The organism is Butyrivibrio sp. WCE2006, from assembly GCF_000701985.1.
Lineage (GTDB): Bacteria > Bacillota > Clostridia > Lachnospirales > Lachnospiraceae > Butyrivibrio.
This window is the reverse complement of record NZ_JNKH01000001.1, coordinates 105,274-117,961: the sequence shown is the minus strand read 5'-3', so window position 1 is coordinate 117,961 and position 12,688 is coordinate 105,274. Positions and strand designations below refer to the sequence as shown.

Here is a 12,688-nt window from a genome sequence, read left to right as displayed (position 1 = left end):
TATCGTATTTCTTATCGTTTGCGGCAGATGTTACTTTTTTTTCATAAAACTTTTATGTTTTTATGGATTATTTGTAAATTATTCTGTGTCCTCTTTTGTCAGTTCACTTCTTGCTTTCTGTTTCCTGTCATCATCGAGGATCTGGCCCCATTTATAAGGTGTCGCCTGATATACATAGTAATCAAGCCAATTAGAATACAGGTTATTACAGTGGGATCTCCAGGTGAGCTTAGGGGTATTATCAGGATCATCATCAGGATAATAGTTTTCAGGAACATGTATCGGCAAATCCTTACTAAGATCCCTGATATACTCGTTATGAAGTGTTAATCTGTCATACTCTGCATGTCCCATAACAAATATATTTTTTCCGTCTCTGGACATACACAAAAATACACCTGCCACTGTAGATTCTGCGAGAACCACCAGTTCTTTACATGCATGGATCTCATTGGAAGGAGATTCTGTATGCCTTGAATGAGGCATCAAAAATACATCATCAAAGCCTCTTACCAAAGGAACCTTTCTATTTTCAACTCTGTGTTCGAACAGACCAAAGAGCTTTTCCGGAAGCTTTCTCTTTTGTATTCCGTAATGATAATATAATCCTGCCTGAGCTCCCCAACATATGTGGAAGGTTGATGTTACATTTGTTTTTGACCACTCAAAAATCTCACATAATTCTTTCCAGTAATCAACCTCTTCAAATTCCATCTGCTCCACAGGTGCACCTGTGATAATAAGGCCGTCGTAGGTATTATCTCTTAGCTCTTCAAACGTATGATAGAATCTGTTCAAATGGTTAGGCGACGTGTTGAGCGATTTGTGGCTGCTGACACGCATGAATGATACATCGATCTGCAGTGGTGTATTTGAAAGTGACCTGAGAAGCTGCAACTCCGTATCTTCCTTTAATGGCATCAGGTTTAAAATACAAATATTCAAAGATCGAATATCCTGGTGCATGGCGCGATTTTCGTCAACTACAAAGATGTTTTCTTTTTCAAGTATTTCCCGCACCGGGAGATCATTCATAATTTTTATAGGCATGATTTTTTCTCCTCCCAATTATATCAAGAGTTTTATCCTTAATTTTTAGTCTCGTATAATAATATTTTATTCAAGCATTTTCAGGAACTCAGCTTCATCTATAATTTTGATTCCAAGGTCCTGAGCTTTTGTAAGCTTACTTCCTGCTGCTTCACCGGCAAGAACCATAGAAGTTTTCTTTGATACACTTCCTGACGCTTTGCCACCGTTTTTAACAATAAGACCTTCTGCTTCTTTTCTTCCAAGCGTAGGCAGTGTTCCGGTAACAACTATTGTCATTCCCGCAAGTTTATCAGAAGCATCCTCCTCCGGGATAACTGCTGTATTTACCCCTTCCTGCTTCATTCTGAGAATCAGCTGTCTGTTCTCTTCACTATGGAAAAACTCATACAGGTCATTCGCTGTAGTCTCACCAATATCAGGCATTGATAAAAATCCGTCAACCGTGACATTAAACAATTCAGTTATGTCAGAGACGTGCTTCATTATTTCTCTTGCTGTGGCTTTTCCGACATTTCGGATGGCAAGTCCCGTAAGAAGCATTACAGGATCATTTTCTTTGGATTTTTCTATTTCGCCAAGAAGCTTATCAGTGTTCTTTTCTTTACCGATAATTCCCTTCTGAACCATCTCATCACGATAATTTCTAAGCTCATATATATCGGCATAGCTCTTTAAATATCCGTCTTTGGTAAGAGCTTCTATGAGGGTATCGCCAAGTCCCATGATATTCATAGCATCTCTGGAAGTAAAATATGCAATTGTCCTTGTAACCTGGGCAGGACATGTAGGATTAACACATCTGATATCAGCTGTGTCTTCCTCTCTTACAAGCTTGTGTCCACATACAGGACAAACCTGCGGTGCCTCATATACTGATTCCGGCTCCTCAACGCAACCGTTCAGTTTAGGTATGATTTCTCCTGACTTGAACAACTTGTAAGCTCCGCCGACACCAATCTTCATCTCGCGAATATAATCCTGGTTATGAAGTGTCGCCCTTGAAACAGAAGTACCACACAGTCTTGCGGGTTTACCTGTCTCTTTATCATGAAAGCTTCCTGTAAAAGTTAGTTTGCCGGTTCTACCCACATCTACAAGAATTTCATCCATAACCACAACTCTTTCTTCCGGTGGATACTTGTAGGCTATATGGCCGCTTGAGTACTTACTTCCTGCAGGGAAATCATCTCTCCATCCGGTCCTGTCTACCTTTATTACAGCACCGTCAAGATCAAACTCAAGATCAAATCTTTCATCGCCTATGGCATCTATTGCTTCAAGGATCTCTTCAGCAGTTTTGCACTGTCTGTGCTCCACTACAGGTATTCCGATTTTCTGAAGCTCATCCAGGGCTTTGCAGTGGCTCTGCATAAGTTCCTCCGGACCATCCTGAACATTGAAGACAAACATTCTAAGTCCGCGCTCTTTAGTGATATTACTGTCGAGCTGTCTTAGTGTACCCGCAGCAAGATTTCTGGGATTAGCTGCAACCTTTTTACCAAGCTTTTCCTGCTGTTCATTGAATCTGTCAAAGTCTTCATGAGACATATAAACTTCACCGCGAAGTTCCAGATAAGTCGCATCATATTGAATTTCCTTTTTTACATCGGGAATAACAAGAGCATTTATGGTTACGTCCTCTCCGATTCTGCCATCACCTCTTGTCTCTGCAAGAGTCAGATGCATAAATCCCGGCTTCTCGGTCATGCTCTCATATCTTAATGTCATGCTAAGGCCATCAATTTTCTGCTCAACTGAAAAAAGCGCATCAGGGTGTTTTTCATGAACTTTGTTCACCCAGGCAATAACTGATTCCCTGTCAAAAACATCCTCTATTGAAAGCATTGGTACATTGTGAGTAACCTTAACTCCAGCCTCGCGCTTTGTCGTACCTCCGATTATCTGTGAAGGTGAGTCCTTTGTAATCAGCTCGGGATACTCACTCTCAAGCTTTTTCAATTCCTGCATAAGCTGATCATATTCATAATCAGATATCTCCGGTGAATCCTGATTATAATATCGATCCATATGATAACGGATTTTCTCAGAAAGTTCCGTGTATTTTGATTTAATCTCAGTTATTACCATTAACTAATTCCCCTGTTATCTAATACTTTATATAATTCTTTTAATTCCTGCCCCCGGATAATCCTATATTCAGAATAATCAAGATTACCAAGTTCAATATTTAAAATTCTGATTCGCTTTAGTTTTGTAACCTTGTAGCCAAAAGCCTCGCACATTCGTCTTATCTGTCTGTTAAGGCCCTGCGAAAGTATTATATTAAAACTCTTTTTACCGTTTTTTCTGACCACACATGTTTTTGTCGTCTGATCAAGATCCTTAAGATAAACTCCCTTTGCCATATCTTTTACAAAAGCATCAGAAATCTCTTTATCCACCTCAACCACATATTCCTTTTCATGGCCATTGGCAGACTTCATCATTGCCTGTATAAGATCCCCATCATTTGTAAGGATCATCAGTCCCTCTGAATCTTTATCGAGACGTCCGGCATAGGTTACACGTTTTTCATACTTTATATCATCAATTATTGTTTTCTCAGCATGCTCATCCTTCTCGGTGCAGACAACTCCAACAGGCTTATTGTATGCCAGGACAACCTTCTCATCATTCATTCTGATGACTTTCCCATCGAGACATACTTCGTCTTTGTCTGTGACCTTTGCACCGTTTTCGGCAATTTTACCATTAATTGTTACTCTGTTATCCTGGATAAGCTTGTCAGCATCTCTTCTGGAACAAATGCCACACATGGCGATATATTTATTTAATCTTATTGCTTTACTATCTTCGTTTATCAATAGCATTTCCTCTATTACATTGCTTCATTGACTTCTTGTGGGCAAAAGTGGAAATAGCCCACAAGACCTGTACGATTCCTAAATTTCTGAAGAAATTTAGGAATCTATACTAAAACGGAACGTCCTTCATTATGAAGTCGTCCCGTTTGAAAACCTGATAAAATGCAGTCGCACTTCTCTAACAGTATTTATAAGCTACGGAGTGTCTCAATAGCGTTCTTCTTAAGAACTGTGTCGAAACTCTCATCCATATGACAAATAATATTATCTTTAGTAGTTACAAATTTACCAAACTCATAACAGATTGAAAATACAGCAGCAAATGTCTTAGCATTCTCATCCCTTCTGTCAAATACCATATAATAAGCATTGGCAGAGTTGCTTCTGTAAAGAGTACTCTCCATGGAAATCGTACCCGAAATCTGCTTACTAAGTGCAATAGCAGTCCTTAAGTTTTTGAGCTCAAAAACAAAAGTTGAAAATCCAAGTCTGTCGAGCTCATTTTTTCCATTGTCCTTCTGCTCGTCCGGAACGATTTTAGTTTTTCTGCCACTTTCCTTCTTCTTAACAGGAATGGCATCTTTATCTATCTTCTCAGCTTCGGTTCTGGTCTTCTCAACCATATCCTTAACAGAATTGGTAAAATCTTTAAGGCTCTGAAGATACTCACTAAGTCTTGGGATTCTGTCCTCCTCAGGTGTATCACCAAGCTCTTCTAAGAAGTTTTTAGGGAAACGAAGTCCCGCCTTCTCCGTAAGATTCTTAAGCATATCTGCAAAAGCTCCCTCTGTGTTCTCAGAGAGTGTAAGAGATATTGAATGATCCGGCAATACAGTGATCTGCATTGGAGTGAAAGCCCCCTGCGGCTTGTAATCCACTTCTGTAGCCGCTTTCTCCATTATATCATGAAGAAAATCCATTGCTTCCTTACTTTTATCAAAAAGATCCTCTAGCTTTAATCCCTGCTCATCCATGTCGTCTTCAGTGATTATGCAATTAACGGTATCCTTATTAACTCTTGTAAATTTCATAAATACAACTCCACATTACGTATAACCATGTAATGACTTCTCGAATATCACAAGGTAAAATGTTTGGTCTGACTAGTACAAGAAGTCTGTTATCCCTAACTACAACATATAGTGCATTATATCACAGTAATGCATAAATGCAAAAGAAATCAGCAGATTCTTGGAAGGCCTTCTCCGTATAAAGGACCGATGAGTCTTTCTCCGCCAATAGGTGTATGAAGTACTACACCAATATTATCGGCTCTTTTAACTTCTCCGATTATAGCTGCAGTTTCGCCATAATGTGAATTCTTTATGATCTGTAAGGCTTTATCTGCATCAGAAGCATCAACTACACAGATTATTTTCCCTTCATTTCCCATGTAAACCGGATCAAGTCCAAGCATTTTACAGAAATCTCTGACTTCATCTCCTACAGGAAGTCTGTCCTGATAAAGATGAATTTCACAGGAAGAAGCATTAGCGAACTCATGAAGTACGGTACCAAGACCACCTCTTGTAACGTCTCTCATTGCATGAAGCTTTATATTCTCATTAATGAGTCCTGTTACCATCTGTACAAGAGGAGCATTATCAGATTTAATATTGTTTTTAATATTCATTCTGCCTGAAAGAATGGCTGCATGATGATCTCCAAGATTACCGGATACAATGATCACATCTCCATCCTTACAGCCTGATGGTGATAATGATAAACCTTCAGGTACAAATCCGACTCCGGAAGTATTTATCATTATACCGCCAAAATCTCCACGTTTTTCAACAACCTTTGTATCTCCCGTAACGATTGACACACCGGCTTCTTTTGCAGTTTTTGCCATAGAAGCTATGATTTTATCAAGGTCATCCAGATCCATGCCTTCTTCAAGTATGCATCCACAGGTAAGATACTTGGGAGTAGCTCCGCTCATAAGAAGATCATTTACAGTACCACATACAGACAATCTTCCTATATCTCCACCAGGGAAAAAGTAAGGTGTCACAACAAAGCTGTCTGTTGTAACCGCTAATCTCTCATTTCCGGGAACAACCGCGGAATCCTCCATGCGGTCCAGATATTCGTTTTTAAAATGCTTTGCAAATATATTTTCAATAAGTTCTGACGTTGAAGCTCCACCGCTTCCGTGTGCCATTGTTACTTTCATTTCCTAATCAACTCCAAATGTACTTACAATTATCTTTTTGTTCTTCCAGATATAAAATAGTTATAGCAGCTGCCCTCCGTAGATACCATGCATGCACCGTGAGGATCCTGCGGTGAGCACATCTTTCCAAAAAGAGGACATTCATCCGGGGATATTTCTCCGGTCAAAACCTTAGCACAGCTGCATCCCGGCGGCATATGATCATCATCAAGTCCATAACTTCCTGCGTCAAATTGAAGAAATTCCTCTTTAAGCCTCATACCTGAACCCGGTATAAGTCCCATACCTCTCCAGGAAGCATCACATTTTTCAAAATACTTGCTGACTGCTCTTCTTGCTTCCCCATTTCCATTTTCCGTAACTACGCTCTTATACATATTCTTAAAGCCTGAATGACCTTTCAGCTTCATAAGAGCATAAATTGCAGCAAGGAGTCCCTGGCCTTCAAATCCTGCTACTACAAATGGCATATCAAGTTCTTCCGATAACTCCTTGAATAACTTAGATCCCGTAACAACTGATACATGTCCGGGAGCAAGAAATCCATCGATATTATCAGTATTATTACAAACCCATCTGATAACCTCCGGCATTGTCTTTAATGATGTCAAAAGCTTCAGATTTCTGACTCCCTGCCTGATTGCTTCTTCAAGAACCATGGCATATACAGGAGTAGTGGTTTCGAAACCTATCGCAGCAAAAACATAATTTCTGTCCTTCCTTTCGATAGCCATTTTCACTGCATCCATGGGGGAATACAGCATCTCCACATGCCCACCCTCGGCTCTTGCATCCGCAAGGCTCATCTTGCTTCCTCTGACCCTTATCAGATCTCCAAAGGTAAGAACATAAGTATTCTCAGTCATGGATAATTCACAGAGCCTGTCTATCACTGCAGTAACTGTGACGCATACAGGACACCCCGGTCCCGAAATAAGATGTATTTTCGGAGACAGAAGGTTCGGAATTCCATTTTCAGAAATTGCTGCTGTATGAGTACCGCAAACCTCCATAAATCTGAGTTCTTCGCCATCATAGTTTTTTAATTGTTCCTTTATATACTCAAGTTTATCCATATATAAATTAAAGATCCTCTATTTCCTTAAACAGTTCTTCTATCTCGTCAGCTTCCGCATCACTCATTGTCTGAATGATGCATCCTGCATGAACAAGCACTCTGTCACCTAATTTAATCTTCACAAGTCCTGCCTCGGCTTCAACTGTATTCCCTGAAAAATCAACAGTCGCCTTGGTTCCGTCAATACTTGTAACGCGTCCCGGTAATGCTACGCACATATTTTTATCCTCTTTCTTATAAACACTTTACAGTTAATGTAAAGTTCAATATTGTCTCAAATCAGCCAGATAAATCTGCCCTGCTGAAATCCCACCATCATTTGTAGGTAAAATGCTGTTATAGTATACCACAAAATCAAGATCTGAAAGGAACTTCTCACACATTGTGAGAAGGAGCCTGTTTGCAAACACTCCTCCGGAAAGGCATACCGTGCTGATACCATATTTTTCCCGCAAACGAATGCACCTTTTTCTCACAGCATCTGCAAGAGAATAATGAAAGATGTAAGCCAGCTTCCCTGCATCACCACTATCTCTTGAGTTCAGGAAAAATTCCAACAATTCGGATACATCCATTTCACCTGTTAGGTCATTGATATCTATTAGTGGTGTTTTCGGTAAATGAGACATATTTTTAAATACATCTATACGATTTTTATCCTCTATATCAGAGCAGTTTATTACATCTTCAATGTATTCTTCAGCCAGATTTTGGAGTCTTATGGCACATTCACCCTCATAGGAATTATATTTGCACACCCTCAAAATACAGCTAATGGCATCAAAAAGTCTCCCCATTCCGGAATTCGGGTAAGAATTTATATTATTACTGATTGCAGCTCTGATGAGATTTGACTCGCCAGGCTCCATAATATCAGAAGGAATCTCCTTATCATATTCAACAAGGTAACATGCTGCCGCTATTGCTGCATTTTTCATTCCTTCATCCTGTCCTACCAAATGAACAGGCTTAAGATATCCCTCTCTTACAAATTCACCACTGCGGCAAAGCATAAATTCACTTCCCCATATGGTTTTGTCCTCTCCAAATCCCGTGCCGTCAAATGCAACGCCTATGCACTCCGTGAGACCATTCTCAGCCATAACTGAACCTATGTGGGCATGATGATGCTGAATCTGTATGCATTCTATTCGTACGTTATCATCCTGAATTGATGTCTGCCCATTACGAGTATGCATATCATATATGCATGTCATCCTGTTTTTGGCATATAAATCTGCAAGCTTGGATGAATGATATCCAGGATGCATATCGGAGACAATTATCTCATCCTTAATATCTAATTTATCTGTTCTGAAAATAGCATCAAATTCTTCAACTTCCTTTTGTTGTAGCTTTAAAATCCCATAATTTTCCATATCTCCGAGAAACTGGCTCATGACAATTCTGTCGCCATATCCTATTGAAAACGTATTTTTTAAATCAGCTCCAAAGGAATGATATAAGTTTCTACATTTCAGTCTGTTTTTGAGAAAAACAGGAGTAGGCACATATCCTCGTGCTCTTCTTATAAATCTCGGGACTTCAGTATTGTCACAGCGTCTTATAATCTGCAGAACAGAATCATCTAAGGGCCTTAGAATTTCTCTGTCGTAATACAAAATCCCATCAATCTTATCTAAAAATTTCTCTCTAAATATATCATCAGAAATAATCATAGGCTCGCCGGATATATTACCGCTTGTTGCAATTATGGCTTTTAATTGCACAGTGATCATTTTATGAATACCGCTTGAAGGTAAAAAGGCTCCTATCTGCCTTGATTCACCGCAGACATTTTCGGAGAATTCAGTCTCTTTTGCTGATAAATCCAATTCCTCAGTTAAATGATATTTAGCCTTCAGTATTTTCTTTGCCTTCTTATCAAGAAGAACTATCGGCCTTGCTGATGAACATAAGTATTTTTCTTCCAGCTCAGACACTTCACACTTTTCTCTTATATCTGATATGGAATCAAACATAACAGCAAAGGGTTTTCGTTCTCTTCCTTTTATTTCTCTTAGCTTACTAACTGCATCATAATTATATGGATCTGCAAGTAACTGATACCCACCTATTCCTTTAAGTCCAATAATGCCGCCATTCCTTAGCAATTCAACAGCTGCACTGATAGCGTCCTCATTGCCTTCTATGTTTAAATTATCTGGTCTTAAAAACTTAAGCTGAGGACCGCAATTATGACATGATATGGTTTGCGCATGTCTGCGTCTACCCATCTTATATTCTTTTGCACATTCCGGACACATCGAAAAGACGCCCATTGTGGTCGTCTCTCTGTCGTAGGGAAGCTTTTGCAAAATGCTGAATCTTGGCCCGCAGGATGCACAACTGATAAGCGGATAGCCATATCTTCTGTCATTTTTATCCTGTAGTTCATAAAGACACCTATCACATATACCGATATCCGGTGGAAAAACAGGAATGTAGGTATTATCCTCATCATCACTACTCTCAACAATACGAAAACCGGAACTGTCTTTTAGACATTCCGGTTCAGTCTCATTAAGATATTCTAAAGATATGTTAACAATAATACTGCCGGAGGGTGATGAAGTCCAAAGCTTATCTTTAAATGAGCTTATGCTTTTTTCACCACCATCCACAATTATCTCTACAATACCGCCAAGATTTTTCACTTCTCCTTTGAGCTCATATTTAGTTGCAAGCTCTGCTACGAAAGGTCTGTACCCTATACCCTGTACAGCTCCCGAAACACGGATTAGTGCTCTCATTTTTATTCGTCCTTTTTCTCTGCCTGTGCTTTCTTAGCAGCTGCTGCAAGCTGTTCTGCACCGGTCATTGCTGGCTTTGCAGGCTGCTGCGCTGCATTTCCGGCTGCAGGAGCTGCACTTCCAGCTGCAGGGGCTGCATTTCCTGCTGCAGGGGCCGCATTACCAGCTGCTTTTGCCTTTGCTGCAGCTGCGGCTGCTGCACGCTCCTTAGCTGCTTTCATAAGAGCTTCCTGTGCTGCAATAGCTTTTTCTGACTGCTTGAAAGTCTTTGTAACCTTCTCAGAACCGGGCTCTGTGAAATGTGTATCCATTGAAAGGCATTTCTTAGGGCAATTATCTACACAGCATCTGCACTGAATGCAACTCATAGGTCTGATAGACCAGGTCTTGGCTGCCTTATCAACTGTGATAGCATGTGTAGGGCACTTTATGGAACAAAGACCGCAAAGAATACATACGTCCATATCATTTTGTACATGTCCGCGTGTACGCTCAGGATATTCCTTCGGCTCAAATGGATATTTACAAGTCGCAGGCTTTGAGAACAGATTTTTAATTACTTGTGTATTAAAATTTATAAGACTCAAATCTTCCTACCTTCTTTCATTCTGTGTTAGCGTTAGCGCTCTGTACAACTGATACAAGGATCAATAGTAAGTACAAGAATCGGCACATCTGCAAGATCACATCCGGCAAGAACGTCTACAAGTGCAGGTATATTAGCAAATGTGGGAGTTCTTACTCTCATACGATCGATAAATTTGCTTCCGTTAGCCTTTACATAGTAAAGAGCTTCCCCTCTGGGCTGTTCTATTCTTGCCATATATTCGCCGTTAGGGAACTGATTAGGCTTAACCGGAATATCAACGGGGCCTGCAGGCATCTTATCAATACACTGACGCATAATATCGATTGCCTGATATATCTCCTTTATACGGACCTCAGTACGTGCGTAAGAATCACAACCTGTACTGATAATAGGCTCGAAGTCGATATCACCATATGCACAATATCCTGTTGATCTGATATCACGGGCGATTCCGCTGGCACGAAGGAAAGGACCTGCTGTTCCAAGTAAATCTGCCTTCTCAGGAGTAAGAATACCAACATCAACAAGTCTGTTCTTAACTGCCACGTCATCTATAAAAGGCTTTGCAACTATATCAAGGCCTTCCTTGATGCTGTCAAGTCTCTGACGGAAATCTCTGAGCATATCATCAGGTATATCTCTTCTAAGTCCGCCAATTTTCATTATTGAAAAGATAACACGACCACCTGTTGCAATTTCAAACATATCGAGAATTTCTTCTCTTATTCTCCAGCATTCCATGTATAATGATTCAAATCCAAATGCATCTGCAAGAAGACCAAGCCAAAGCATGTGTGAATGCATTCTGCTAAGCTCAGAGAGCATAGTTCTCAGGTATTTTGCTCTGTCCGGCACCTCAAGATCCATGATGTGCTCTACAGCATCACAGTAACCAAGGCCATGTCCAAGTGAACATATACCGCAGATTCGCTCTGCGACATAAACCATTTCATGAAAATCTTTTTTATCTACAAGCTTCTCCAAGCCACGATGTATAAATCCGATGGAAGGAATAGCCTGAACAACTTTCTCATCCTCTAATACCAGATCAAGGTGAATGGGCTCCGGCAAAACAGGATGCTGAGGTCCAAAAGGAATTACACTTCTAGTTGACATAGAATCTCCTCTTTCTAATTCGTTATTATCACCACTTAGTTCCGTAACCAATTATATGGGAACTAAGTGGTACGCTAAGCTCATGAAAACTTCGCCAAGCAATTACTTAAATGGTGTTTCTATCGCAGTGCGGTAGAATGAGCCTTTATAATCAAGACTGATCATCTGAATATCTATTCCAAACAGATCATGCATTTCATTCTCATAAAGAAAAGCACATGGAAATACATGGCTTATACTGTTAATAGGCTGATCTTCCGCAAGTATAATTTTAACCTGGCAAACCTCTAATGCTTTGCCAAAGCTGTAAACAAGTTCATAACCATCAGCGGTACGTGTTGCACACTGCTGCATAAGATGATATCCATCAAACTTAAGTCTCTGCGCCTCGTCGATGATTTCTTCCGCCTTAACAATCTTTAAATCCATATTCATCAGGCGTTTCCTCCTTCATCCTTTTTAGGTGCAGCTGCAGGTGCCGCTGCCGCAGGTGCTGCCGGCTTAGGTGCCGGTTTTGCAGTCTGAGCAATCTTAGCTTCAGCCTGCTCACGAAGTGCTTCTTCTGTAAGAACAGCATCATACTGTGTAGCAGGATCATAATCCTCTGCCTTCATACGTACTGCAATCTTACTGTAATCAACTGTGCAGTAACCCTGCTTCATTGATTCCTTAACCTTAATTCTCTTTTCTTCAAGAATTGCAAGTGCCTTAACGACACCATCAATAAGTGCTTCAGGTCTTACAGCACAACCGGGTACATAAACATCAACAGGAACAACTTTATCTGATCCTCCTAAAATGTTGTAGCACTCCTTAAAAATACCTCCGTCACATGAACAGATACCGCAGGCAATAACTACCTTAGGATCAGGCATCTGATTGTAAAGCTGTCTGACAACAGGTGCTGTCTGAGCATTAATTCCTCCTGTTAGAAGAAGAATATCTGCATGCTTAGGATTTCCTGTATTTATAATTCCGAATCTTTCAACGTCATAAAGTGGAGTCATTGTTGCAAGAACCTCAATATCACATCCATTGCAACTGGATCCATCATAATGTAACACCCAGGGTGATTTTGAAATTTTCATAGTTTCTCCT

Annotated in this window: 12 protein-coding genes; all 12 read right to left on the bottom strand. The window is 40.2% G+C overall.

Annotated features, from left to right (window positions below):
• Positions 1-78: 78 nt before the first annotated feature.
• The 12 genes from metA to T501_RS22475 all read right to left on the bottom strand — a co-directional run bounded on the left by metA (position 79) and on the right by T501_RS22475 (position 12,678).
• A complete protein-coding gene (metA, locus tag T501_RS00555; protein WP_026509445.1) occupies positions 79-1,050 on the bottom strand; it encodes a homoserine O-acetyltransferase MetA in 972 nt (323 codons plus the stop codon).
• 66 nt (positions 1,051-1,116) lie between these two features.
• Positions 1,117-3,141: an NAD-dependent DNA ligase LigA gene (gene ligA / locus T501_RS00550; protein WP_044912646.1), complete on the bottom strand. Its 2,025-nt coding sequence runs from the start codon at positions 3,139-3,141 to the stop codon at positions 1,117-1,119.
• The gene (locus T501_RS00545; RefSeq protein ID WP_442856330.1) at positions 3,141-3,875 is read right to left on the bottom strand and encodes a pseudouridine synthase; all 735 of its coding nucleotides are present in this window, start codon (positions 3,873-3,875) and stop codon (positions 3,141-3,143) included. The genes ligA and T501_RS00545 overlap by 1 nt, the downstream gene beginning before the upstream one ends.
• A 191-nt stretch (positions 3,876-4,066) precedes the next feature.
• Positions 4,067-4,909 carry an adaptor protein MecA gene (locus T501_RS00540; protein ID WP_044912643.1) on the bottom strand — a complete coding sequence of 281 codons (843 nt, stop codon included), beginning with the start codon at positions 4,907-4,909 and terminating at the stop codon, positions 4,067-4,069.
• 149 nt (positions 4,910-5,058) lie between these two features.
• The gene (gene hypE, locus T501_RS00535; protein ID WP_044912642.1) at positions 5,059-6,054 is read right to left on the bottom strand and encodes a hydrogenase expression/formation protein HypE; all 996 of its coding nucleotides are present in this window, start codon (positions 6,052-6,054) and stop codon (positions 5,059-5,061) included.
• Positions 6,055-6,083: 29 nt separating this feature from the next.
• Positions 6,084-7,130, bottom strand: a complete 1,047-nt coding sequence (hypD, locus tag T501_RS00530) for a hydrogenase formation protein HypD (protein ID WP_026509925.1) — start codon at positions 7,128-7,130, stop codon at positions 6,084-6,086.
• A gap of 7 nt (positions 7,131-7,137) precedes the next feature.
• Positions 7,138-7,350: a HypC/HybG/HupF family hydrogenase formation chaperone gene (locus T501_RS00525; protein ID WP_044912640.1), complete on the bottom strand. Its 213-nt coding sequence runs from the start codon at positions 7,348-7,350 to the stop codon at positions 7,138-7,140.
• 45 nt (positions 7,351-7,395) lie between these two features.
• The gene (gene hypF, locus T501_RS00520; RefSeq protein ID WP_044912638.1) at positions 7,396-9,885 is read right to left on the bottom strand and encodes a carbamoyltransferase HypF; all 2,490 of its coding nucleotides are present in this window, start codon (positions 9,883-9,885) and stop codon (positions 7,396-7,398) included.
• Positions 9,886-9,887: 2 nt separating this feature from the next.
• Positions 9,888-10,472, bottom strand: coding sequence for a 4Fe-4S dicluster domain-containing protein (locus T501_RS21705; protein ID WP_081842977.1), 585 nt, complete (start codon positions 10,470-10,472; stop codon positions 9,888-9,890).
• A gap of 32 nt (positions 10,473-10,504) precedes the next feature.
• Positions 10,505-11,590 (bottom strand): hydrogenase large subunit, encoded by a 1,086-nt coding sequence (locus T501_RS00510; protein WP_026509929.1) that lies wholly within the window; start codon positions 11,588-11,590, stop codon positions 10,505-10,507.
• A gap of 102 nt (positions 11,591-11,692) precedes the next feature.
• On the bottom strand, positions 11,693-12,025 hold the full coding sequence (locus T501_RS00505) for an NADH-quinone oxidoreductase subunit C (protein WP_026509930.1): 333 nt from the start codon (positions 12,023-12,025) through the stop codon (positions 11,693-11,695).
• Positions 12,025-12,678 carry an NADH-quinone oxidoreductase subunit B family protein gene (locus tag T501_RS22475; RefSeq protein ID WP_026509931.1) on the bottom strand — a complete coding sequence of 218 codons (654 nt, stop codon included), beginning with the start codon at positions 12,676-12,678 and terminating at the stop codon, positions 12,025-12,027. The genes T501_RS00505 and T501_RS22475 overlap by 1 nt, the downstream gene beginning before the upstream one ends.
• Between the last annotated feature and the right edge of the window lie 10 nt (positions 12,679-12,688).